We start from the raw sequence: 24,149 nt of genomic DNA, 5'->3' as shown, positions 1-24,149 counted from the left end.
GCCTACCGTACGGGCCATGGATTTCGACCCGTGGGACCCGACGTTCATCGCCGACCCCTATCCCGCACTCCGCGCGCTGCGCGCCCAGGGACGCGTCATCCGCTACGAGCCCAGCGGCCAGTGGCTCGTGCCCCGCCACGCCGATGTGAGCGCCCTGCTGAGGGATCGTCGCCTCGGCCGCACCTACCTGCACCGTTACACCCACGAGGAGTTCGGCCGGACTCCGCCACCGCCCGAGCAGGAGCCCTTCCACACCCTCAACGACTTCGGGCTGTTGGACCTGGAGGACCCCGCGCACGGGCGGGTACGGCGGCTCGTGGCCCGGGCGTTCACCCCGCGCACCGTGGAACGCCTCGTGCCCACCGTCGAACGGATGGCGCGTCGATCCGCCGCCGGGTTCGTCGCGGCTGGCGGCGGGGACCTGTTGACCGAGATCGCCGAGCCGCTGCCCGTGGCCGTGATCGCGGAACTGCTCGGCATCCCGGAGGCCGACCGGGCCGCGTTGCGCCCGTGGTCGGCGGCCATCTGCGGCATGTACGACCTGCGGCCGAGCCCGGAGGCGGCGCGACGGGCCGTGATCGCCTCGGAGGAGTTCAGCGCGTACCTCCGCGCGTTGATCACCGAGCGTCGTCGGGCCCCGGGCGAGGATCTGATCTCGGCGCTCATCGCCGTCCACGACGAGGGCGACCGGCTGAGCGAACAGGAGATGATCTCCACGTGCGTGCTGCTGTTGAACGCCGGCCACGAGGCCACGGTCAACACGACGGCGAACGGCTGGTGGGCGCTGCTGCGCCACCCCGAGAAGCTCGCCGAGCTGCGCTCGGAGGCGGCCGCGGCGGCCTCCGACGGGGACGGGAGCAGGGCCCGGATCGCGTATCGCGAAAAGTTGTCCACAGCTGTGGATGAACTTTTGCGTTTCGACACCCCGCTCCAGCTCTTCGAGCGGTGGGTCCTGGAGGACATCGAGATCGACGGGGTGCGGATCCCGCGCGGCTCCGAGCTGGCGCTGCTCTTCGGATCGGCCAATCGGGACGAGGAGAGGTTCCGCGATCCCGACGCGCTCGACCTCGGGCGACGGGAGAACCCGCACGTCGGATTCGGGGCCGGCATCCACTACTGCCTCGGCGCCCCGCTGGCCCGCGCCGAACTCGTCGCCTCCTTCGGCGCCCTCCTCGATCCGAGCACTCCCGAGCTCCGTCTTGTCGAGGAGCCGCGATGGGGTTCGAGCTTCGTGATCCGGGGCCTCACCGGATTGAACGTCACCTGCTGAGAGCTCAGGTCCGGCTTCGGGCAGGGCAGTCGGGGTGCTGTTTCACGTGAAACAGCACCCCCCGGACGCCGACGACGCGTCACGTCCGCAGATCGCGCCGCCGCAGTGCCGCCAGGCCGAGTGCCGTGAGGAGCGTCGCCACGGCCACCGTCACCAGGAACGGGGCGGCGGAGACGGCCGAAGATCCCGGCGGCGCCGGCAGCTTCGGCAGGTGGGCGAAGGGCGACAGGTCCAGCACCCGGGCCGGCAGGTCCAGGGCCGGGCCGACCCAGCCCAGGGCCAACACGATCCCCGCCACCGCCCACGCGCCGACCGCGAACCGGGGCACCGCCCCGTACAGCAGGGCCGCCACTCCCGCGAGCACCCACACCGCCGGGACCTGCGCCAGGCTCGCGCCCAAGAGCCGCCCGCCGTCCTGCCCGTGACCGAGTGCCAGACCCGCGCCGGCCGCGAGGAGCAGGACCACCGACCCGAGGAACGCGACACCGAGGTGGGCCCCGGCCCAGCGCAGCCGTCCGACCGGCGCCCCGAGCAGCCACTCGGCGCGCCCGCCACTCTCCTCCGCGTGCGGACGCAAGGCCGAACCCACCGCGAACAGGGTCGCCACCAGCCCGAACATGCCGACCATCGTGGCGAGGAACGCGTCCGTCATCGAGCCGCCGCCGCCCATCCGCTCGATGATCCGGCGCGAGTTCTCGTTCGTGCCGACCAGTTCGCCTGCCCCTCGCGCCATCGCCCCGAACACCAGGCCCGCGACCAGGAATCCGGCCGCCCACCCCAGGAGCGCGCCCCGCTGCAACCGCAGGGCCAGGGCGGCGCAGGACCCCGGGCCGCCGCCGGCCGGTCCCGGACGGGCCGCGAACAGGCCGGCCCCCAGGTCCCGGCGGGTGGAGGCCACCACGGCCAGGGTCGCCGACAGCACGCCGGCCGCGAGCAGACACCCCAGGGGCCACAGGTGCACGGAGGCGAACGGGCGGACCCGCGTGACCCACCCCAGGGGCGAGAGCCCGCCGAGCCGGGCGCCGACCCCCGACCCGCCCGCGTCGGCGACGGCCCGCAGGGCGAAGGCCGAGCCCAACAGCCCCACCGTCACCCCCCGGGCGGCCCGCGCCGTGCCCGCCCACTGCGCCGCGCACGCCGCGAGGCCCGCGAACGTCAGGCCCGCGCCCGCCACGGCCAGGCCCAGCGCCACCGCCCCGGCCGCGCCCTGTCCGGCCAGACCGGCCCCGATCGCGATCGCCACCAGCAGGTTCGCGATGCCGGCCGCGCCGAGGGCCGCCGCGAGCGGGGCGAGTCGGCCGACGGGCAGGGCCCCGAGCAGTTCGTGCCGCCCCTCTTCCTCGTCCTCCCGGGTGTGCCGGACCACGATCATCAGACTCATCGCGGCGGCCAGGATCGCCGCGAACACCCCCGACCGCCAGGCCGTCAACGCGCCGAGCGAGTCCCCGTACAAGGGGCCGTAGAGCGCGCGGAGCGAGCCGTTGCCCGCCGTGGACCGCACCAGTTCGGCCCGCTCGGCGGCCGTCGCGTAGACACTGCCCAGGGCCTTGGGCATGGACAGGACGAGCAGGGCGGTGCCGGCGACCCACCCGGGGATGAACACCCGGTCCCGGCGCAACGCCAACCGGAGCAGCGCGCCGGCGCCGGTCAGGCAGTGGGTTCGGGGGGCGGTCATCGGGCCGCTCCCGTCGGCTCGTCCGCGTAGTGCCGCAGGAACAGCTCCTCCAGGGTGGGCGGGGTCGCGGTGAGGCCGCGCACGCCCACGGCCGTCAGCCGGGCCAGGAGGTCGCCGACCCGGTCGCCGTCCACCTGGCACCGCAGGGAGGTGCCCGTGGTCACCACGTCGTGCACCCCGGGGACGGCCGCGAGCTCGGGCGGGGGGACGGCGCGCAGGTCGGCGGTGATCGAGGTGCGGGTGAGGTGGCGCAGGTCGGCGAGGGTGCCGGTCTCCACCGTGCGGCCCTTGCGGACGATGCTGACCCGATCGCACAGGGCCTCCACCTCGCTGAGCACGTGGGAGGAGAGCAGCACGGTGCGGCCGGCGGCCTTGGCCTCGGTGACGCAGGACCGGAACACCTCCTCCATCAGCGGGTCGAGCCCGGAGGTCGGCTCGTCCAGCACGAGCAGTTCGGCGTCCGAGGCGAAGGCGGCCACGAGCGCGACCTTCTGCCGGTTGCCCTTGCTGTACGCGCGGCCGCGTTTCGTCGGGTCGAGGTCGAAGCGGCCGATGAGCTCCGCGCGCCGGGCGGGGTCGAGGCCACCGCGCAGCCGGCCGTGCAGGTCGATGACCTCGCCGCCGGTCAGGTTGCGCCAGAGGGTGACGTCGCCGGGGACGTACGCGAGGCGGCGGTGCAGCTCCACGGCCCGGGCCCAGGGATCGCCGCCGAGGAGGGAGACGGTCCCGGAGTCGGCGCGGAGCAGGCCGAGCAGGACGCGGATGGTGGTGGACTTGCCGGCCCCGTTCGGACCGAGGAACCCGTGGACCTCGCCGGTGCGGACCTCCAGGTCGAGCCCGTCCAGCGCGGGGGTGCGGCCGAAGCCCTTGTGGAGTCCGGCGATGCTGATGGCCTTCGTCATGGCTCCGAACGTACGCTTCCTTCACAAATTTGTGAACCATGGGAATCCCGTAAAGTTCGTAAAGGTCGAGGCGGCCGATCGGACCACGAGGGAGCGATGACGATGACCACGCACGAGAGCCCCGGCACGAGCCCCGGCACGAGTCCCGAACCACGCCCGGAGGCCGCGCCGGCGGGCACGCGCGACCCCGAGGCGGTGTCCCGCTTCGTGGAGCGCTTCGCCGGCCAGCTCACCGACGCCGGCATGCAGCGCATGGCGGCACGGGTCTTCGCGGCCCTGCTGGCCAGCGACAAGGCCGCGATGACCTCGGCCGAACTCGGCGCGGCCCTTCGGATCAGCCCGGCCGCCGTCTCCGGCGCCATCTCCTACCTCACGCAGGTCAACATGGTCAGCCGGGAACGGGAACCCGGCTCCCGACGCGACCGCTACGTGCTGCACAACGAGCTCTGGTACGAGACCTTCACCCGCCGCGACCAGGTCCTGACCCTGTGGGAGAGGACCCTGCGCGACGGCGCCCTCTCCCTCGGCCCGGACACCCCGGCCGGCAGCCGGGTCGCCGAGACCGCGGCCTTCTTCGAGTTCCTGCAGAACGAACTGCACGCCCTCCTCGACCGCTGGCGGGAGCACCGCGCGACGATCGGCCTGCCCCCGCTCGACTGAGGGCCGGCCCGCCGGCTCAGGAGGGCAGCGTGAGGTTCCAGCCCGAGGGCCGCAGGGTCCACGTGCGCCGCCGGACCGGCCCGGTCGGCGCCTCGTCGGCCCGGTAGCGGAAGTCCGCGCCCGAGACCGTCACCGTCCGGGCCCGCGCGCGGACCTGCCCGTCCGAGGTGAGGATCACGACCTCGGCCAGCCCCGCCCGCTCCGAGTCGGAGGGCGCCGTCGCCACCGTGAGCGCCTCCACCGGACGGTCCACGTCCACCAGCAGCGTGCCGTCCACCTCCACCCGCAGCCGGTGACCCGCCGGCCCGGTGCGCCCGGTCACCGGCGGGCGCACCAGGGTCCGCACCAGCGAGCGGCACGCGCTCCACAGCGTCGGCCCCACCGCCTGCGCCCCCGGAGCCCCTCCCGCGCCGGCCGGGAACCGCCCGGCGGGGACCGCGGGCGCGCCGGGCACGATGCGCAGCGCGCGCAGCACGATGTTGTCGCTGTCGTCGACGAGCAGGTCGCAGGGCCGGGGCCGGCCCGCCAGCACGGCGCGCGCGGCGGCCACGGCGCCCACCGGAACGCCCAGCCCGTGCGCCAGTGACAACGCTGTCGGCGGTCCCACCGGCACCAGCGACAGCTCCCCCGCCGCCAACTCCCGCCCCTGGTGCAACAGGCTCACCGCCCGCACCAGCGCCCGGTCGTCCCCCACGATGACGGGCCTGCGACTGCCGCGGCGGGCGAGTGCCCGCGCGAACTCCTCGGGGCCCTCGGGAAGGCAGATCTTCGCCGCCGCTCCCGCGCTCAGCACGTCCCTCGCGATCCGCACGGACTCTCCGTCGAGTCGCCGTGCCTGGGGGTCCACCAGCACGAGCAATCCGCCTGCCGGCGTGGCCGTGCGCCTCGTGGTGGGCTCTGGAGCCGACACCTCGGTCCTTCCTCGGGTAGCATCTTTGTGCAAGAGCCCCTTGCGCTATTGCGCCAGGGGCTTCGTCTATTCCGGGGCACCGGTCCGACGGCTCAGCCTGCGGTGTACATCGTCGTACGCCCCCTGACCTTGGACATGCCCCATCCGGAAGAGGTGTACGCCTGTGCCCGCTCTTGTGCTGCTCGGAGCCCAGTGGGGTGACGAGGGCAAGGGAAAGGCCACCGACCTCCTCGGTGGCTCCGTCGACTACGTGGTCCGCTACCAGGGCGGCAACAACGCCGGCCACACGGTCGTCGTAGGTGATCAGAAGTACGCGCTTCACCTGCTCCCTTCCGGGATCCTCTCACCCACGTGCACGCCGGTCATCGGCAACGGTGTCGTCATCGACCCGTCCGTGCTCCTCTCCGAGCTGCGCGGCCTGAACGAGCGCGGCATCGACACCTCGAAGCTGCTGATCAGCGGCAACGCGCACCTGATCACGCCCTACAACGTCACCCTCGACAAGGTGGGCGAGCGCTTCCTCGGCAAGCGCAAGATCGGCACCACCGGCCGCGGCATCGGCCCGACCTACGCCGACAAGATCAACCGCGTGGGCATCCGGGTCCAGGACCTGTACGACGAGTCGATCCTGACCCAGAAGGTCGAGGCGGCCCTCGAGGGCAAGAACCAGCTCCTGGCGAAGCTCTACAACCGTCGGGCCATCGAGTCCGGGCGGATCGTCGAGGAGATGCTCGGTTACGCGGAGCAGATCAAGCCCTTCGTCGCCGACACCACCCTGATCCTCAACAACGCGCTCGACGAGGACAAGGTCGTGCTGTTCGAGGGCGGGCAGGGCACCCTGCTCGACGTGGACCACGGCACGTACCCCTTCGTCACCTCCTCGAACCCGACCGCGGGCGGCGCCTGCACCGGTACCGGTGTCGGCCCCACCAAGATCTCGCGCGTGATCGGCATCCTGAAGGCGTACACGACCCGCGTCGGCGCCGGCCCGTTCCCGACCGAGCTGTTCGACGAGGACGGCGAGGCGCTGCGCCGCATCGGCGGCGAGCGCGGTGTCACCACCGGCCGTGACCGTCGCTGCGGCTGGTTCGACGCCCCGATCGCCCGCTACGCGACCCGCGTGAACGGCCTGACGGACTTCTTCCTCACCAAGCTCGACGTGCTGACCGGCTGGGAGGAGATCCCGGTCTGCGTCGCGTACGAGATCGACGGCAAGCGCGTCGAGGAGCTGCCCTACTCGCAGTCCGACTTCCACCACGCGAAGCCGATCTACGAGACCCTGCCCGGCTGGTCCGAGGACATCACCAAGGCGAAGACCTTCTCCGAGCTGCCGAAGAACGCGCAGAACTACGTGAAGGCGCTGGAGGACATGTCCGGCGCCCCGATCTCGGCGATCGGCGTCGGCCCCGGCCGCGACGAGACCATCGAGATCAACTCCTTCCTGTAAGGAGCCCGGGACCCGGGACACCCGAGGGGCGGTTCGACGCACGGCGTCGGGCCGCCCCTCGTCTTCGCCGGAACCCGGACCCGGCTCAGCGGCGCTCACCAGGCGAGTTGCGCGATCTCCTCGGCCACCACGGCGCACGCGTCGGCCGCCGGGTCGATGAGCGGAAAGTGCCCGACCTCGTCCAGCAGGGTCAGCCCGATGGGCTCCCCCGCGAAGGCCGCCGCCGCCACGTACCCCTCCGTCACCTCGGCGGGCACGACGAGGTCGGCCCGCCCGTGCACGATCGTCGTGGCGATGCCCGTGGGCAGCAGCGACGCGGGATCGGCGTAGGGCAAGCGGTCCGCGAAGTGCGCCGGCCCGCCGAGGAACTGCCCGCTCGCCCCGCCGCACACGTCGAGTTCCTCCGCGAGCCGCAGATCGGCGATCGGCGCCAGGGCCACCACCCCGCGCAGGGCCGGAGGCGCGGACAGCCACCACGGCGCGTCGGCGGGCAACAGGTGACGGGCCGCCGCCCACAACGCGAGCTGCCCGCCGGCCGAGTGCCCCGTGATCACCGTCCGCGCGGGATCGGCCCGGGGCAGCGCCGCCCGCGCCAGCGCGGGCAGCACGTCGAACGCGGCGGCGACGTCGTCCAGCGTGGCCGGCCACCGCCCCGCGAGCGGGGTGCCGGCCGGCGCCGCCGGATGCGGGAGCGGCCCGGCCGCCGAACGCTCCGGACCCCGGCGGTACTCCACGCTGGCCACGGCGAAGCCCCTGCGGGCCAGGTGGTCGGCGAGCGGGGAGACGTGCACGCGGTCGTAGGGCGCACGCCAGGCCCCACCGTGGACGAGCACGACGAGCGGCACCGGACCGGTCCCCTCGTCCCGGGGGGCGTAGAAGTCCACGACCTGGTCGGGGTGGTCCCCGTAGGAGGCGGTCGCGTCGGGCGGCACGGCCGGGTGGGAGAAGGCGGACGCCTCCTCGGCGGCGTCCCGTTCGGCGGCGGGGTCCGTCATCGGGCTGGGGTTCTCCTCACGCACGAGCTGCTCGAAGTATGGGGCGGGCGGGTTGTCCCACGTGAAACGAGCGCGGTGTTTCACGTGAAACAGCTGCCCGTTTCACGTGAAACACCGCCCGCCCGCACAAGCGGGGCCGCCGGACGCTCAGTCGCGGCAGAGTTCCGCGAGGACCCGGGCCGCGGCCTCGGCCTCGGCGAAGCCCACGTAGAGCGGGGTGAAGCCGAACCGGAGCACGTCCGGGGTGCGGAAGTCCCCGATCACGCCCCGTTCGATGAGCCGCCGCATGAGCTCGGCGGCGTCCGGGGTGCGCAGGGAGACCTGGCTGCCGCGTTCGGCGTGGGCGAGCGGGGTCACCGGCTCCACCCGGCCGACCGGAAGGTAGGCGGCGACGCATTCGAGGAAGAAGTCGGTCAGGGCCAGGGACTTCGCCCTGACCTCCTCGATCGTGACCCCGTCCCACGCGTCCAGGGCCGCTTCCAGCGCGAGCATGGAGAGGATGTCGGGGGTGCCGACCCGGCCCCGTCGGGCGTCGTCGGTGGGCGTGTACTCCGTCGTCATCGCGAAGGGTTCGGCGTGCGAGTTCCACCCCGGCAGCGGCGAGTCGAACCCCGTCTGGTGGCGGGCCGCGACGTAGAGCCAGGCGGGGGCGCCGGGCCCGCCGTTGAGGTACTTGTAGGTGCAGCCCACGGCCAGGTCCACCGCGTGCGCGTCGAGGTCCACGGGCAGGGCCCCGGCACTGTGGCAGAGGTCCCAGACGATGACGGCGCCGGCGGCGTGCGCGGCGGCCGTCAGCGCGGGCAGGTCGTGGAGCCGGCCGGTGCGGTAGTCCACGTGGTTGAAGAGGACGACGGCGGTGTTCGGGCCGAAGGCCCCGGCACGGGCGACCGGGTCGGTGAGGTCCACGGGGACCGGCGTGAGTCCGGTCATCCGGGCGACGGAGCCCGCGATGTAGCCGTCGGTGGGGAAGGTGGCGGCGTCGACGAGGAGGTCGGTGCGGGTGTCCCCGTCGGGGCGCGCGGCGACCAGGCGGGCCGCCCCGACCAGGGCCTTGAACAGGTTGACGCTGGTGGAGTCGCCCACCACCACCTGCCCGGGGGCCGCGCCGATCAGCGGGGCGATCCGGTCGCCGATCCGCTCGGGCGCGGTCCACCAGCCGCTCTCGGTCCAGGACCGGATGAGCAGCTCGCCCCATTCCCGGCCGACGACCTCGGCCATCCGGCCGGGGACGGCGCCGGGGAGGGCGCCGAGGGAGTTGCCGTCGAGGTAGACCACGCCGGCGGGGAGGGCGAACCGCTTGCGGACCGGGGCCAGCGGGTCGACGGCGTCCAGGGCCTCGGCCCGGGCCCGCAGGTCGGCCTCGCCGGCGGTGGACGGGACGGGCGGGACGGGCGGGTTCGCGGGGGTCGGCTCAGACATGGCTGCGCGCCGTCCACAGCTCGGGGAAGACGTTCTTCGCGGCGCGCTTCTCCAGCCAGGCCACGCCGGCGGAGCCGCCGGTGCCCACCTTGGAGCCCATGGCGCGGCGGGTGGCGACCAGGTGGTCGTTGCGCCAGCGCCAGACCAGTTCGGCCACGTCGGTGAGGGCCTCGCCCAGGCGCACCAGGTCGGAGTTGTCGTCCCCGGCCGCGTAGAGCTCGGCCCACACGGCCTCGACCTGCGGGGAGGGTTCGTGGCGGGCGGCCGGGTCGCGGTCGAGGACCTCGGTCGGGATGGGCAGGCCGCGCCGGTGGAGCAGGCGCAGGACCTCGTCGTACAGGCTGGGTTCCTGGATGGCCTTCTCCAGCTCGGCGTGCACGCGCGGTGCGGCCCGGTGCGGGACCAGCATGGACGCGGACTTCTCGCCGAGCAGGAACTCCATCCGGCGGTACATCGCGGACTGGAATCCGGAGCCCTCGCCGAGGGCGGAGCGATAGGAGTTGAACTGGGCGGGGGTGAGCTGGGCGAGCGGTCGCCAGGAGGCGTTCAGGGCGTCCAGCTCGCGGACGGAGCGCTTGAGCGCGTCCATCGCGACGGGCAGCCGGTCCTCGCGCAGGGCGCGGGCGGCGGTCTCCCATTCGTGCACGATGACCGTGAACCACAGCTCCATGACCTGGGTGGTGACCAGGAAGACCATCTCGCCCGGATCGTCGGAGAGGGGGTGCTGGAGGTGGGTGAGCACGTCGGCCTGGACGTAGTCCTCGTACGGGGTGGTGCCGGCGAAGTCGAGGTTCGGGGCGTCCGAACCGGCTCCGGAGGCATCAAGGGGTGCGTGCGACATCGCTGTCTCCTCGACACGTGCTTCCGGGTAGCGGTCCGCCCCTTCCTTGTGCTGGGTGGAGCCCCGGTCCCCTGTTCGCATCATAGGACCGCTTCTCGGGGACCCTCCAGCGGTGGGTGACCGGCATCACAGGAACGGCTCGCGGGCCGGGTGCGCGGGTCCGGCCGGCGGGTGCCCGCGCGGGGGCTTCCGAGGATTCCGGACCGGGGTCGCCGACAGGGTGCGGGCGGGCCTTCGGGGCGGGTGCCGGCGGGGTGCGGGAGCCCCGATCCGGGGTGCGGGCACAGTCGGCGGGCACATGCCGTCAGGCCGGAATGCTGCGTCCGTCCCGGGACGCGGGGCGGGGGCGGCGGAGCTGCGTGACGGATCCGTCGGGGGGCGGGGGCGCGAATGGCAGACTGCACGCATGGCTATTCACCAGAACCTGCTGGACGGACCCAACCCGACCCACCTGCCGGAGAACGAGGACGCCGCCGCCCTGCTGGCCGGCGGCTCGGCCACGCCCGCCGAGGTGGCCGCCGCCTTCCCGACCCACTCCCTCGCCTGGGCCCTCCTGGCCGAGGACGCCTTCGCGGGCGGCCGGGTCATCGAGTCGTACGCGTACGCCCGGACGGGTTACCACCGGGGCCTGGACGCGCTGCGGCGCGCGGGCTGGAAGGGGCACGGCCCGGTGCCGTGGAGCCACGAGGCGAACCGCGGGTTCCTGCGTTGCCTGGCCGCCCTGTCCCGCGCGGCCGGCGCGATCGAGGAGACCGAGGAGGCCGACCGCTGCCGGCAGTTCCTCAAGGACAGCAGCGCCGAGGGCTTCGCCGAGCTGCTCGGCTGATATTCGCCCCCACGCGCACGGCACGGTCCGTCCGTCCGTTCCCGGCCCGGTCCCGCCTCGCGGACCGGGCCGGTTCGCATTCCGGACGCGGGCCCGGAACGCGGGCGGAGGGATCCCTTCCGGGGGTCTCGGGGGCGTCTAACCGGCATCCGGGGCGAACCGGGGGTGAACGGGCGGCGAGCGGGCGCTCGGGGTGGTGGGCGCCCCACCACCCCGGACCCAAGGTGTGTGGCCGGCCCACCTCCCCCCGGGAGGGGCCTGCGGGGGACCGTGGACAAGGCAGACGACCGAGGTCTGAGGGGGCTTTGTTGTGACCACCACCGTCTCACGGGTGCGCAGGATCCACCGCGACGGCGTTGACGCCGACATCGACGAGCTGTGTGAGGCGGTGCTCGGTTCGCTGCGCCGTCGCGACCAGCGGGAGAAGGGGCTGACCTACGTCCGGGGGCTGTTGGCCACCCAGGGCCGCAAGTCGATCCGGAACATCGCGGCGCAGGCGGGGGGTTCGGCGGACGAACAGAGCCTGCACCACTTCATCACCTCGTCCACCTGGGACTGGCAGCCCATCCGCGCGGCGCTGGCCCGACACCTGGCGCAACAGTCGCCGCTGTCGGCCTGGATCGCGCAGCCGTTGGCGATCCCGAAGGGCGGGGACCGTTCGGTGGGGGTCGGGCACCGTTTCGACCCGCACCAGAACACCATGTTCCGGGGCCAGCAGGCATTCGGCGTGTGGTTCAGCTCGGCCGAGTTCGTGACCCCGGTCGGCTGGCGGATGTTCCTGCCCGAGACGGCGGAGCGGGGCGCCCGGGGCGCCGGTTCCGTGCTGCGGCCCGCCGGAGGGGAGCGGTCCGGGTTCGGCACGCAGGCGGCTCCCGAGCGCGCCTTCGCCGCCGCGTGCGCGAGCCTCTCCGAGGGTCGTGACGGGCGTCCTTCGACGCGGTCCGGGGGGACCGCTCGGACGGTCGGCCCGGACGGCGACGGGCACGAGGAGACGTACGAGGAGAGCGCGGCCGCCGCCGTGCTCGACACCCTGCGGGACCTGGACCTGCCGCCGCGTCCGGTGCTGCTGGACATCCGGGACATCGGCACCCGTTCCACGCTGAACCGGTTCGCGGAGGCCCGGCTGCCCGTGGTGGCCCGGGTCGCGCCCGGCACCCGGCTGCTGGTGACGGACCCGGCGGTGCCGGGCCACGGGGCGGGCACGCTGACGGCCCAGGACATCCTGCAGAGCGTGCGCGGTCTGCGCACGGCGGTGGACTGGTCGGACCCGGCCGCTCCCGGCCGGCGTCGGATGTCCTTCGTCGGGGCGGTGCGGGTGATGATGCCGGACCCCTCGCCGATGCGACGGCGGCACCTGATGCTGCTCGGCGAGTGGTCCGACCCGCGCAAGCCCCCGTCGGAGCTCTGGATCACGGACCTGGTGCGGCCCGCCGCCCCGGCCCTGCTGAGGCTGACCAAGCAGGCCCGTCGGGTCTCGGCCGCCGGCCACAGTGCCCAGGAGGTGGGGCTGCGGGACTTCGCCGGGCGCTCGTTGAGCGGCTGGCACCGGCACGTGACGATGGCCTCGGTGGCCCACGCGGCCCGCGCGCTCAACGGCACGGCCGGGATCCCGGCCGTCGCCCAGTCCCGCGTGGCGGGCTGAGGGGCTCCGCGCCGTCCCGTTTCACGTGAAACATGCCTCCGCGAGGCGTGTTTCACGTGAAACACGCCCGCTCAAGGCTCGCGGGGGCTTCGGTCCGGCCGGGGTCAGGCCCCGGAGGCCACGCGCCCGGGCACCGTGAAGACCAGTTCGGGGCGGTCCCACGCGACGTGCCGCGAGGCCGGGACCGTGCCGACCCGGACCGCACCGAGCCGTCGGTAGAACTCCTCGGCGGGCGGGTGCGAGACCACCCGCACCTCGTCCAGGCCGAGGGACGCCGCCCGGTCGAGCATGTGCGCGAGGAGCCGACGGCCGATCCCCGTGCCCTGGGCCTCGTCACCGACGAAGGCCAGGTCGAGCTCGGCGGAGTCCACCAGCAGGGAGTAGAAGCCGAGGGCCCGGTCCTCGCCGGCGCGAACCGCCTTGTGGACCTCGTGGGCCTCTATGTAGGAGGGTCCGACCCGGTAGTCCGCGACCATCGCCGCGTACCGGCCCCGGTAGGCGGCGGAGTCCCGTACGAGCCGGGTCAGGCGACGGGAGTCGGCGGCCGTGGCCCGCACGATCGTGGTGGTCGGCGTCATCCGGCCGAGTCTACGCCGCGGCCCGTCGCGGAGGCCCGGCCCTCGATCGGGCCCTCGATCGGGCGCTCAGCCGTGCGGACCGCCGCCCCAGCCGCGCAGGGCCCCGTCCGCCGACGGCGCATCGGTCCGGCGCGCGTGGAGCACGTCCCGGGTCTTGCGCAGCCGCAGCGCCATCTGGATCTCCAGGGCCTGCTCGGGGCGCTGCCAGCCCTCGCCGAGCAGGTCCGCGATGCGTTCCAGGCGCCGGTGCACCGTGTTGGGGTGCACGTGCAGGGCCTCGGCCGCGTGGGTGGGGCTGCCCCCGGACTCGAAGTAGGCGTCGAGGGTGCGGGTGAGCTCGGTGAACCGGGCCTCGTCGTAGTCGACGACCGGTCCGATGGCCCCGGCGATGAAGGAGTCCACGTCGTGGTCGGCGGAGAGCAGCAACCCCAGGAAGCCGAGTTCGTCGAGGGAGGCGGTGCCGCCCACGCCGTGCAGGGCGGTGAGCGCGTCCAGGCAGCGCACGGCCTCCTCGTAGACCGTGGCCACCGAGCCGGCGCCCTTGGTGGGGCCGGCCGCTCCGGTGGAGACGGCGGTGCCGAGCAGGGGGCCGAGCTCGGCGGAGACCTGACGGGCGGCGAGGGAGGGGTCGGAGCCGGGCAGGAGGAGCACGACGCAGCCCCGTCGCACGGCCTTGAGCCCGCTCATGCGGTGGACGAAGGCCCCTGCCCAGGCGGCGGCCTTGCCCAGGCTGCCGCCCTCGGGCCGGGTCAGCACCAGGACGTGCGGCACGTCGAGGTCGACGCCGAGCCGACGGCTGCGTTCGCGCAGGTTCTGGTCGGTGTGGTGGCCCCGGTCGAGGAGATCCCGCAGGAGCTCGTCACGGACGGGTCCCTCGGCCGCCGCCGCGCCGCGTTGGATCAGCAGCAGCGCGGCCACCGTGAGCGCGGCCTGTTCGAAGAGCAGCACGTCCTCTTCGGTGAGGGGCTCGTTGGGGCGCAGGGCGAGCATGCCCAGGTCCTCGGCGCCCGCCGAGATGGGGGCGACCCAGACCGGGGCGGCGGGCTCGGGGGCGTCGAGGGCGGGGGGCAGTTCGACGGCGCGCCGGGCGATCCGGGCCTGGAGGTAGGTGCGCAGGACGGAGGCGTCCGAGGGCCAACGGTCGACGCAGGCTCGCGGGTCGGCGGCCGCGCCGCCGACGGGGTCGGGCCGGTGCTCCCGCGCGGGCGCTGCCGGCGCCTCGACGGCGGTGTCCTCCGACGGTGCGCCGTCGGGGTCCGGGCCCCGGCCGGCTCGGGCATCGGCCGGGACGGCGCCGGCGCCGGTCGGCGGGCGGACACAACCGGAACCCGGCCCCGGGTCGGAAGCGGAACCCACCGCGGCGGCCACGCAGGGCACGTCGCGATCCGGCACGGGGTGGGAGGAGGCGATGATCCGGCCGCCCGGATCGTGCACGCGCAGTTCCCCGTCGAGGGCGTCCGCGATGGCCCGGGTGAGGACCTCGACCCCGGCGCCGTCGAGCACGAGCCGGGACAGCCGCGCGTGGCATTCCCACAGGTGCCGCACCCGGGTGAGGTTGGCGTGGGTGGTGGAGCCGAACCGTTCCAGGGCGCTGACCTCGTCCAGGGTCCGCTCCAGCAGTCCGGCCTTCTCGCAGGCCACCGCGGCCAGGTCGGCCAGCGAGAGGAGGGCCGCGATCTCGTCGGAGGTGAACGTGCGGCCCGCGCGGTTGGCCCCGTACAGGACGCCGAGGGTGCTGTCCCCGTGCCGCAGGGGAACGGCGACGACCGCGCGGAGGTTCTCGGCCCGGGCGGTGGCCGAGGAGGCGTCGGTGTGCCCGATGCTCCGGTCGGCGAGGTAGTCGGAGGTCCAGACGGGGGCGCGGCGCTGTTCGGCGATGCCGCCGAGACCCTCGCCGGGGCCGATCACCTGGCCCACCGGATAGGAGCGGGTCTCGCCGTCCGAGGTGCGCACGTAGGAGTGCCCGTCGGCGCGGTGGAGGGTGATGTAGACCATGTCGAAGGCGAGCAGCCGACGGGCCCGGCGGACGATCATGCGGAGCAGGGCGTCCAGGTCGTGGGTCGAGGTCAGGTCGTGGGCGGTGTCCACGAGGGCCGCCAGCGTGGCGTCGCGTTCCCGGTGGCGTCCGGTGGTCTCGCGGATGCTGTGCGCGAGGGTCACCGCGCGGGCCAGCGCCGCGACCTCGGCGGCGGGGCGTCCGGACCGGCGGGCCCGTTCCAGCATGACGTCGAAGCGGGCGGCGGGAGCGTCCCGGGCCAACAGTTCCAGCACGATCAGCGGACCCGCCGCGCCGGTGTGTTCGGCGGTGTGGATCGACTCCCCGGTGACTTCGGCCGTGTGGTGCCGGTGCGTGCTCGCGTCCGGCTCTCGCCCTGTCCCGGGTATGTTCCCGTCCCCCTCGGTCACGGATCTCCCGCCTCGCCCCCCGCCGTCTCGCCCCTCGGCCCCGGCCTTCGTCCACCCAACTCCGCTGCGGGCTCGGTTGGTTCCGCTTGGTCCCGCCTGGCCGCGGGACGTACACCGATCGTCGCCGCGCGACGAGAGCGGTCCGTTCCACGTGCTCGACCGGCGTTCCACCCAGTGGAATCAGGTCACTTGAACCTAAGAGCCGCGCCGTCCGGGGTCAAACCGATGCTATCCGGGGCGATAGCCGAAACGCGGTTCGGGGCGGCCGGGGCCCTCGGGGCGGAAAGCGTCCCCGGAGCGGGCGAAACGGAACCTCGCGAGCGGCCCGCACCCGGTGTGGGCGGCGGCCTTCGGCAGGTGGGCGGGGAGCACGCGGGGTCCGCGCGGGGGAGGTCAGCGACTCAAGGGGAGGGAGGCGGAGCGGCCGGCGGGACGCGCGGGACCCGCCGGCGCGGGCAGCGATGTGACGGAACCCACGGGTCCGAAGCGCTCCTCCCGCGACTCCCCCCGCGCGTCGAGGACCTCGGACTCGGTGTCCCGGGAGGCCCGCGCCTCCCGGGGCGGGGGCAGGGGGTGCACGGACGCGAGGGCGGAACGGCGGTCCGGGCGGGCGGCGTCGCCGGTGCCCGCGCCGGAGCGGGTCCGTTCCGGTTCACGGCCGGCGGGGGCCTCGGCGAGGAGCGCGCGGGCGGTGCGGGAGGAGCGCGTACGGAACGGCACGTTGTACGGGGAGTGCTCCGGAAGGTCCGGTTCCGACGGGTGCGTCTCGTGTTCGGCGGTGAGCGCGCCCGGGATCGGGGTCGCCGAGCCGTCGGGGAGCGGGGGGACCAGCCGCAGCCGGCGGGCCGGCCCCGGGGAGGCGGAGGGGACGGGGGCGCGGGGCGAGGTGACGGCGGACGCGCCGCCTTCCCGGGCCGCCGCGTGCGGTCCCTCGTGCGTCCGCGGACGGCGACCGTCCGGGTCCTCCGGGTCCTCGGGGCCGCCGGCCGGCAGACCGTCCCCGGGGGCGCAGCCGATGCCGCGCGCGTCGAGGTCGGCAGCGCCCGCCTCGGCTTCGGGGGTCGACCGCGCCGGGTTCTGCGGGTGCGGGGGCCCGGCGTACGAGGGCCCGGCGTGCGGGGCTCGCGGGCGGGCGGGCTCCGGGTCGGGGCAGCCGAGGCCGACGTGTGTCAGGGCCGGTCGCGAGTAGAAGGGCGCCGGGTCGAGGACCTGCCGGGCGACGCGGGCGGCCGCCGCGCGAACCCCGTCCAGGACCGCCTCGTCGGAGGCCCTCGCGAACCAGCCGGTGGGCAGGTCGGGCCCCATCCAGCGCAGGCCCCGCACGATGGCGTCCGCGCGGAGGTCGGCGAGCCGGCAGCTCGGGTCGTATGCCTCGAAGGGCCCGAGCGCGCCGAGCGGGTCGGCCGCCGGTCCCGGGTCGGCGAAGCCCGCGACGGGCAGGCCCCGCCACCACGGCTCCGCGCCGGCGTCGCCGTCGCCCGGCAGGGGCGCCCCCAGGATCAGCCCCCGCGCGGTGCGCGCCCGCGCCCACCCGGGCTCGTCCGGTGCCAGCGCGGACACCAGGACGGCCCGCACCCCGGCCTCCGACACCCCGTCACGCGCCGCGTAGGCGGCGGCGGACGCGCGTCCGGGCGTGCCTCGGTGCACGATCGCGATCAGTGGCGCGGTCGTGTCGGGCACGGGTGACGTCCCCCCTGGGCGCATCGGCCGGATTCCGGTCCCTCGGTGGTGCCGCCCGGCCCGGTCAGCGATTCCAGCCGGTGTCGACGGGGCCGGGAAGGAACAGGGTCTCGCTGGACATGCGGGTTACCTCTCGAATACTTCGGCGGGCGGTGCCCGACTCGGTGTCAGAAAAACATACCCGAGAGAATGCCGAGCGGGGCTGGGCCCGTCAGGCTTTCATCAGGTAGCGGAATGGAACGTTTCGGTTAGCGGCTCGGTCAGGGGTCCGACGGGGCGCGTGCCCCACCGGCCCGCTCAACAGCGGGCAACTCGCGCGGACTCGGGCCGGCCGAATCCCTTCGCCGGGAGAATCGCTCGGTCGCCGAGGGGCGCACGAGCGGCCCTCGCGGGCCGGGCGCCGGCCGGCGCCCGGGGCGACAGGTCGTCACCGGCGGTTTTCCCGGGACCCGTACGGTCCGCGGGGCCTTCGATCCGGGAGTCGGAGCCGAGGTCGACGCCCGTCGCACCACGCGGTCTCGGCACCCGGGTTTCGGCCGGCCCCGCCCCGAGCCGCCCGTACGGTGCGGACCCTTCGGCGTGAGCCGGGTCCGGACCGGACGGGCGGGGCCCCGCCGGTTCACAAGCGGAATCCTCGGTCTCCCACGAGTGGAACCCCGGGCCGGCCGGCCGGCCGGGAATCGTCGCCGGGACCGTCACCTCCTCGGGGTCGCCCGCACCCCACGCGTCCCCGGGGAAACCTGCGTGCACCACGGCGACCCGTGCGCCACCCGGGTGAGCAGGGTCGCGGACCGCACCGAACGGCACCCGGGCCGCACCGGTCGCGGCCACTCGTCCCTCGGACCGTGCCGGCGGAAATCGCTCGTCCGGGGCGGGCCACGGCCCGCCGTCGAAGGCCGCGCCGGCGCGCGCCGGCCGGTACCCGGCGAAGGATCCCGAAGGCATCGGCGACCCCCCGCCCGCGGCCCCCGAGGTGTCCCCGGGCGGTGTGAACCCGCCGGCCCGTCGGACCGGCGCCCGACCGTGCAGCAGGCGGGAGCGGTAGAGCGCGCGGGCCGCCTGGGCGGCGTCGATGCCGTCGAGGGAGCCGGGGAAGACCCGGGGGGCCTCCTCCCCGTGCCGCCGGTCGAGTTCGAGTCGGGCGTGCACCCACTGTTCGTGCACCGACCGCCGCGTGCCCTCCAGGTCCGCGACCCGTTCGGCGAGCCGGGGACCGATCGGGACCCCTTCGAAGACCCGGCCGCGCCACAGGCGCAGCCCTCCGGCCAGCCGACGGGCCGCGCCCGCCATGTCCCCGCGGGCCATGGCCCGGTAGCCCGCCCCCGCCTCGCGGGCGAATTCCCGCAGGTCGGAGCGGCCCCCGCCGGTGTCGAGGAGGTATCCGCCGGGCAGGGCCCGCAGCATGGTGTCGGGAGTCCGGCCCCGGGCTCCGTCGGCCGCCTCCGACAGCCGCTCCCGCAGCCGGCGCACGGCCGTGCCGAGGACGACCTGGGCGTCGACGGCCGAGATGTGCGCCGCCAACTCCTCGGTGAGCACCTCGGTGGGCACCATCTGGTCGGCATGGGCGGCGAGAAGGGCCAGAACCTGTCGGACCAGCGGCTCCGGGGGCACGAGGGAGACCCCGTTCTCCCTCACCCGCAAACCGCCAAGCAGCTCGATGTCCACAGACCCCTCCCCTGACGCAGCCCCTCTGGCGCGCAAAAAAAGACTACTCGGAAGTCTTTTTTGCGGAAACAGGGATGAGTGTCGGACCCGACACTTCCGTGGCCGACATATGCCAATGATCACCGTCAACCCCACCAATTCGGGCGGACTTTCGTGACCGATGTGGTATCCGACCGATGCAGGCCGCCACCACGCTCCCGCCTCGGGCCGACCCCACAAGTCGATCAAGGCCCTCCGGATCACGTTTCGGTGGTCGCCGAACGCCGGGCAGGCACACCCCGCGCGACGGGAGAACGCTCCCCCGGGTAGCGGGAGCGAACAAGCTCCCCGCCGAGTGACACGGATGCGATGAATGCGCGGTTCACCCCGTGAGCGAATCACCGGCGTGAGCGGGGCCGGCGCGGGCGTCGGGGCGGCGGGGCCGACGGGCCGGCCGGCGGCGCGGAGCGAACCGCGTGCCGGACGGGCGCCGTCGGGACGGGGGCATCGCCCCGGAACGACGCGGGGGACGAGGGAAGGGATCGCCCACGCGGACGATCGGGCGGGCGCGCGGCTCGGCACCGCCCGACTAGCCCGCCGGACGGCGAAGGCACCCGGCGGGCGGCGCGGTCCCGGCACCTCGGCCGGGCGCCGCACCGCCCGTGCGGCTCAGCCCGTGAGCGCGGAGCCGCCCTGGTGGAGAGGGGTGGACAGCGGCAGCGTGCCCGTCGGTACGGCGGCGACGGTTCCGGTCGGACCCGGGACACCGGCCGACCCCGCCGTGCCCACCGGGCCCGACGCCGACGGCACGCCACCCGAACCGGGCACCCCGCCGGAGACGGTCGCCGCGGACGGGGCGGCCGGCACCTGCGATCCCGTCGAGGCGCCCAGGCCCCTCGAACAGGTGCACAGGTAGGCGCCGTCCGGACCGTGCAGCGCGCGCGAACCCCGACCGGGCGCGGTGTCCAGGCGGATGGCCACCGCGGAGGCGACCAGGCTGGGCATCACGCTGGTGTAGAGCGCGGAGACCTCCTCGTCCAGGCTCAGCCCGAGGGTCTGGGACATCACGTTGAGGCCCGCGAAGGCCCCGACGATCAGTCGGGCAGGTTGCGCCGGGTCCACGTGGGCCAGGAGTTCACCGCGTTCCTTGGCCTCCGTCATCAGTTGCGTGTGCAGCGCGATCCACCCCTGGTAGGGAACGGACCGGTCCAGGGCCCGACCGCTCTGTTCCAAGGTGAGCCGGGCACTGCCGCGCACCAGCACGTCGTGTTGGAGCCGGTGCGAGAAGATCATGCCGACGTCGACGAACTGTTGGGCCTTGAACTCCTGCTCGGTGAAGGTCGGCTCGATGTTGACCTGGGCCTCGATGACCGCTTGCGCCAGGTCTTCCTTGGACTCGAAGTGGAAGTACAGCGCACCCTTGGTGACGTTCGCGATGCGGACGATGTCCGAGAGCTTGGCCGCGTCGTAGCCGCGCTCGTCGAAGACCATCGCCGCGGCCTCCAGGATGGCCTGCCGGGTGCGCACAGCGCGATCCTGCTTCGCCTGGGGTCGTCCTGTCCTCATGTGTAGATCTGTCCCTCTCCATTCCCCCCGATCCAGCGGCAAATTACATGCCCACGGGTACGTACTTTGTCACCCAACTTCACACCATGGTGAAGCCGCCGTCCACCGGCATCGTCGCGCCTGTGACAAAAGAGGCACGAGAGCTGCACAACCAGGCAGCCGCCTCGGCGATCTCGGCCGGTTCGGCGGTGCGGGGCTGGGGAGTCGCGGCGTGCAATTGGGCCTCGACGCCGGGTACCGCGGCGAACCACTCCTCCACCACCTCGGTGCGGGTGGTGCCGGGGGCGACCGCGTTGACGCGGATCCCCCGCGCGGCGTACTCGGCGGCGGCGGCCTTGGTCAGTCCGATGACCGCGTGCTTGGCCGCGACGTAGGGGGCGGCCACGGGAGTGGCGAGGAGCCCGCCGACGCTGCTGTTGTTGACGATGGCGCCGCCGCCCGTCGCCAGCATCGCCTTGACCTCCTCGCGCAGGAAGTTCCAGACGCCGCGCACGTTGACGTCCATGATGCGGTCGTACAGCTCGTCGTCCATCTCGTGCAGCGGGGTGCGGCCCTGGCCCCAGCCCGCGTTGTTGAACGCGCAGTCCAGGCGGCCGAAGCGGGACACGGCCAGGGCGACGGCGGCCGCGGCGTCCTCGGCGCGGGTCACGTCGCCGGCCAGGTACTCGATCTCGGCGCCGGTCTCGCGTATCTCGGCGGTCAGCGCCTTGAGGCGGTCCTCGCGACGGGCGACGAGCACCACCCGGGCACCCTCGCGGGCGAAGACGCGCGCGGCGGCCGCGCCGATGCCGCTGCTGGCCCCCGTGATGAGCGCGACCTTGTCCTGGAGGAGTCCTGCGTTCATTCGTCGTCCTTTCGCGCGGCGCGCGGTCGCGCCGCCTCACATGTCGGGTGCGGATGCCGGGCCCGCGCGAAGGGCGGCGGGGTGACCGAGCGGGGTGTGGCGGGGTGGGCGGGCCCTGGGAGAGGAGAAACCGGAACAGCCGCTTTCGTTTGTCCTCCGTGCCGGCGTCGCGCCGTCCTCGGAACGATGCCCGGGCCGGTCCGCGGCCGTCGGCATCAGAGCACGGGGGTATGTTCCCGGGCCCGCTCGCCGGCCTCCCGGTCCAGTATCCGCAGCAGCGGCTCGTCGATGGCGTCCAGGGTGTCCACCACGTGCCGCAGGCCCGCCGCGCGCATCAGTTCGCCCTGGTGCCCGTGGGCGAAGGGGCTGGGGTGACCGATGAAGTTGACGCCGAGGGCGGCCGCGACCTCGCCGACCTTCGCCACGTCGTCCACGAAGAGCGCCTGCTCGGGTGCGAGGCCGAAGACCTCTTCGGTGACCTCGCGGACACCGGGGCGGAACTCGTTGGTGCAGACGTAGCCGGGGCCGTCGAAGAGGTGGGCGATCGGGCCGACGTGGGTGTCGAAGTGCTCCTTGTCCAGACCTCCGTAACAGACCGTGGCCACCCCCAGCCCACGCAGCCTGAGCAGCAGGGCCTCGGCTCCGGGGAGGATCCGGATCGGGTTCCGGGCGAGGTACGCGGCGCGCTCCTCGAAGTAGAGGCTCAGCACCTCGGCCGAGTCCAGGTCGAGGCCGGCGGCCCGGCCGAGCGCGAGGCCGGCCTCGGCCCGGCGCCGGGAGAAGATCGACCGTTCGACCTCGGCGTCGTACCGTCCGCCGCGGCTCGTGATGAAGGCGTGGATGACCGGGCTGAACGTGTCGTTGAGCACGACGCCGTCGATGTTGAGGGCCACGAGCCTGAGGTGCTCCAACGGAGCCCGCACGCTTTCCGCGGGGCTCGTCACGTCGTTCATCGCGTTCCGTTCGGTGAGATGGCGGGAGGAAGACCAGGGCACGATCCGAGTCGCCCACGAAGGCTGAAAAGTACTCAGCGGTACGCAAGTTGTTTGACATGGAACGATACCCGAGTACCCTTCGCGCGCTCGCCCGCGGTCTCACTCTTCGACCCATGCGACACCCAGGGCTCGGTTCCGGACGCTCGGTCGACCGATGATGACTGTGAATGAGCAATTCCGGTCGTTTTACGCTGTGGGATGCATCACTTCACCTCCCCACCAGCTTGGACTTCCTGTAGTTCTCTGACTACAACCAGACTCTGAAGTACGTACCTTGCGTCAAGTTAGTAGCCGCGAGTTTCCGCCAGCCTTGAGGAACTTGATGACCACGGCAACGGATCCGACCATCGATCTGACCCTGGACGGCCTGGACGAGCCGGTCTCCACCTGTCTCTGCCCGACCGTCGACACCACCGGCTCCCGCGCCACCGCGGTGCCCCGCGAGTTGGTGCACCGCGCCGCCACGGCGGAGGTGTTCCTGACGGGCATGTGTCAACCGGGTGCGGACCGTTTCCACATCACGGCCCAGTTGCCCCGGGCTCACAGTTTCTTCGTGCCGGTCGGCGGCGGCCACTACGACCCGATGCTGGTCTGCGAGACCATCCGTCAGGTCGGCGCCTTCATCGCCCACAGCGCGTACGGCGTGCCCCTGGGGCACCAGTTCCTGCTCTCGCGGCTGGACTACGAGACCTTCCCCGAGCACCTGGGGATCGGCGACACCCCGGCCGACGTCGACCTCGACGTGACGTGCAGCGAGATCCGGCACCGGGCCGGCCGGCTGCAGTCGCTCTGCTACAGCGTGGTGATGCGCCTGGGCGAACACGTCATCGCGACCGGGCACGTCGGCTACTCGGTGACCTCGCCGGCCGTCTACCGCCGGCTGCGCGCCGAGCAGATCTCCCGCACGCCCCGGCCGTCGCTGCCGGCCCGGCCGGTGCGGCCCTACGAGGTCGGCCGGAACAGGCTCTTCGACGTGGTGCTCGCCTCGGCCGCGCCGATCCCGGGACGCGAGGTCATGGCGACCACGGCCCGGAACACGGTCGAGGAACCGAACCCGGGCACGTCGGCGGACGAGGTGCACGGCGAGGGCATGCGCTGGCGCCTGCGGTACGACACCCGGCACCCGATCCTCTTCGACCACCCCGGCGACCACGTGCCGGGGATGGTGCTGCTCGAAGCGGCCCGCCAGGCCGCGATCGCGCTCACCCCGGTCCCCGAGAGCGTCGTCCCGCCGCCGGACGACACACCGCCGGGCTCCTACCTGCTGCCCACCGCCGTGCGCAGCACCTATCAGCGGTACGCCGAGTTCGACGAGCCGCTGTGGATATCCGCCGTCCGGGTCGGACCCACTCGGGTCCGGGTCACCGGCCTGCAGAACGGCGAGACCGTGTTCGACGCGCTGATGGACACGGCCTGGGCCTGAACCGCACCACACACCTGGTCGCGTGCCGACCGCCGTCACGGCGGGCACGCGTCCGAGGACCCGGGGGGCCGGGGGCGCCGGGGGGCGCCTGCCGGGGGCCGGGGGAATTCACGGCCGGGGGGCCGCGAAAGACCCCGGAAGCAGGGGGAACCGGAGGATCCGGGCTCGGGGGAGCCCGTCCCACTCCGGACAGGGGGAGGGGAACAGGGGGAACGGGGGGACCGGAGGAATCCCGGGCCGGGGGGCCGGGAGGACGCCGGACCGGAGGGCCGGTGCGCCGCACGCCGGGTGTTCGGGGGAACATCCGGCGCCGGAGCGCCTTCCCCTCCGGGAACGAGGGGGACGGTCCGGAAGGTCCGGGGCTCGCACGACCACGAGCCCCGGACCGTCCGCCGGACACGACCTCCACCCGGCGGCCTGTTTCAC

19 protein-coding genes are annotated in these 24,149 nt (G+C 74.0%); 6 read left to right on the top strand and 13 right to left on the bottom strand.

Translation table 11 applies throughout. From position 1 onward, the window contains the following. Positions 1 to 16 precede the first annotated feature (16 nt). On the top strand, positions 17 to 1,270 hold the full coding sequence (locus ACN20G_RS13235) for a cytochrome P450 (RefSeq protein WP_424212962.1): 1,254 nt from the start codon (positions 17 to 19) through the stop codon (positions 1,268 to 1,270). A 79-nt stretch (positions 1,271 to 1,349) separates the two neighbouring features. On the opposite strand, the gene ACN20G_RS13230 is transcribed toward ACN20G_RS13235, so the two are convergent. Then, a complete protein-coding gene (locus ACN20G_RS13230; RefSeq protein WP_424212961.1) occupies positions 1,350 to 2,945 on the bottom strand; it encodes an ABC transporter permease in 1,596 nt (531 codons plus the stop codon). Then, positions 2,942 to 3,847 carry an ATP-binding cassette domain-containing protein gene (locus ACN20G_RS13225; protein WP_424212960.1) on the bottom strand — a complete coding sequence of 302 codons (906 nt, stop codon included), beginning with the start codon at positions 3,845 to 3,847 and terminating at the stop codon, positions 2,942 to 2,944. The genes ACN20G_RS13230 and ACN20G_RS13225 overlap by 4 nt, the downstream gene beginning before the upstream one ends. A 96-nt stretch (positions 3,848 to 3,943) precedes the next feature. Between ACN20G_RS13225 and ACN20G_RS13220 the strand changes: the two genes are divergently transcribed. After that, on the top strand, positions 3,944 to 4,507 hold the full coding sequence (locus tag ACN20G_RS13220; protein WP_424212959.1) for a GbsR/MarR family transcriptional regulator: 564 nt from the start codon (positions 3,944 to 3,946) through the stop codon (positions 4,505 to 4,507). A gap of 16 nt (positions 4,508 to 4,523) precedes the next feature. Here ACN20G_RS13220 and ACN20G_RS13215 read toward each other — a convergent pair whose 3' ends face one another. Next, positions 4,524 to 5,417, bottom strand: a complete 894-nt coding sequence (locus ACN20G_RS13215) for a diacylglycerol kinase (RefSeq protein WP_424212958.1) — start codon at positions 5,415 to 5,417, stop codon at positions 4,524 to 4,526. A gap of 163 nt (positions 5,418 to 5,580) precedes the next feature. On the opposite strand from ACN20G_RS13215, the gene ACN20G_RS13210 reads away from it, so the two are divergent. Beyond that, positions 5,581 to 6,864, top strand: coding sequence for an adenylosuccinate synthase (locus ACN20G_RS13210; protein ID WP_424212956.1), 1,284 nt, complete (start codon positions 5,581 to 5,583; stop codon positions 6,862 to 6,864). A gap of 95 nt (positions 6,865 to 6,959) precedes the next feature. Here ACN20G_RS13210 and ACN20G_RS13205 read toward each other — a convergent pair whose 3' ends face one another. From ACN20G_RS13205 to ACN20G_RS13195, 3 genes are all read right to left on the bottom strand, one after another. Next, positions 6,960 to 7,859 (bottom strand): alpha/beta hydrolase family protein, encoded by a 900-nt coding sequence (locus ACN20G_RS13205; RefSeq protein WP_424212955.1) that lies wholly within the window; start codon positions 7,857 to 7,859, stop codon positions 6,960 to 6,962. Between the two features lie 147 nt (positions 7,860 to 8,006). Continuing rightward, the gene (gene kynU / locus ACN20G_RS13200; protein WP_424212954.1) at positions 8,007 to 9,278 is read right to left on the bottom strand and encodes a kynureninase; all 1,272 of its coding nucleotides are present in this window, start codon (positions 9,276 to 9,278) and stop codon (positions 8,007 to 8,009) included. Next, positions 9,271 to 10,119: a tryptophan 2,3-dioxygenase family protein gene (locus tag ACN20G_RS13195; RefSeq protein WP_424212953.1), complete on the bottom strand. Its 849-nt coding sequence runs from the start codon at positions 10,117 to 10,119 to the stop codon at positions 9,271 to 9,273. Before ACN20G_RS13195 ends, kynU begins: the two co-directional genes overlap by 8 nt. Before the next feature lie 406 nt (positions 10,120 to 10,525). Between ACN20G_RS13195 and ACN20G_RS13190 the strand changes: the two genes are divergently transcribed. Together ACN20G_RS13190 and ACN20G_RS13185 are read left to right on the top strand one after the other, a co-directional pair. Next, positions 10,526 to 10,945, top strand: a complete 420-nt coding sequence (locus ACN20G_RS13190; RefSeq protein ID WP_424212952.1) for a DUF3151 domain-containing protein — start codon at positions 10,526 to 10,528, stop codon at positions 10,943 to 10,945. 310 nt (positions 10,946 to 11,255) lie between these two features. Next, positions 11,256 to 12,587, top strand: coding sequence for an IS701 family transposase (locus tag ACN20G_RS13185; RefSeq protein ID WP_424212951.1), 1,332 nt, complete (start codon positions 11,256 to 11,258; stop codon positions 12,585 to 12,587). Positions 12,588 to 12,691: 104 nt separating this feature from the next. On the opposite strand, the gene ACN20G_RS13180 is transcribed toward ACN20G_RS13185, so the two are convergent. The 7 genes from ACN20G_RS13180 to ACN20G_RS13150 form a co-directional block, all read right to left on the bottom strand. Next, positions 12,692 to 13,165 (bottom strand): GNAT family N-acetyltransferase, encoded by a 474-nt coding sequence (locus ACN20G_RS13180; protein WP_424212950.1) that lies wholly within the window; start codon positions 13,163 to 13,165, stop codon positions 12,692 to 12,694. Positions 13,166 to 13,231: 66 nt separating this feature from the next. Further along, complete coding sequence (locus ACN20G_RS13175) at positions 13,232 to 15,571, bottom strand: helix-turn-helix domain-containing protein (protein WP_424212949.1); 2,340 nt, start codon at positions 15,569 to 15,571, stop codon at positions 13,232 to 13,234. 393 nt (positions 15,572 to 15,964) lie between these two features. Continuing rightward, entirely contained in the window at positions 15,965 to 17,251 is a 1,287-nt protein-coding gene (locus tag ACN20G_RS13170; protein ID WP_424212948.1) for a hypothetical protein, read from the bottom strand. Positions 17,252 to 17,548: 297 nt separating this feature from the next. Then, positions 17,549 to 18,916 (bottom strand): BTAD domain-containing putative transcriptional regulator, encoded by a 1,368-nt coding sequence (locus ACN20G_RS13165; protein WP_424212947.1) that lies wholly within the window; start codon positions 18,914 to 18,916, stop codon positions 17,549 to 17,551. Positions 18,917 to 19,564: 648 nt separating this feature from the next. Further along, the gene (locus tag ACN20G_RS13160) at positions 19,565 to 20,422 is read right to left on the bottom strand and encodes a ScbR family autoregulator-binding transcription factor (protein WP_424212946.1); all 858 of its coding nucleotides are present in this window, start codon (positions 20,420 to 20,422) and stop codon (positions 19,565 to 19,567) included. Between the two features lie 118 nt (positions 20,423 to 20,540). After that, a complete protein-coding gene (locus ACN20G_RS13155) occupies positions 20,541 to 21,305 on the bottom strand; it encodes a glucose 1-dehydrogenase (protein ID WP_424212945.1) in 765 nt (254 codons plus the stop codon). 215 nt (positions 21,306 to 21,520) lie between these two features. Then, the gene (locus ACN20G_RS13150) at positions 21,521 to 22,258 is read right to left on the bottom strand and encodes an HAD family phosphatase (protein ID WP_424212944.1); all 738 of its coding nucleotides are present in this window, start codon (positions 22,256 to 22,258) and stop codon (positions 21,521 to 21,523) included. A 364-nt stretch (positions 22,259 to 22,622) separates the two neighbouring features. Here ACN20G_RS13150 and ACN20G_RS13145 point away from each other — a divergent pair, with 364 nt between their 5' ends. Continuing rightward, positions 22,623 to 23,723: a ScbA/BarX family gamma-butyrolactone biosynthesis protein gene (locus ACN20G_RS13145; RefSeq protein WP_424212943.1), complete on the top strand. Its 1,101-nt coding sequence runs from the start codon at positions 22,623 to 22,625 to the stop codon at positions 23,721 to 23,723. The last annotated feature ends 426 nt before the right edge of the window (positions 23,724 to 24,149 follow it).

Source organism: Streptomyces dryopteridis, from assembly GCF_049606955.1.
Lineage (GTDB): Bacteria > Actinomycetota > Actinomycetes > Streptomycetales > Streptomycetaceae > Streptomyces.
The sequence above is the reverse complement of the archived record's forward strand: the minus strand, read 5'-3'. Positions and strand labels throughout refer to the sequence as shown.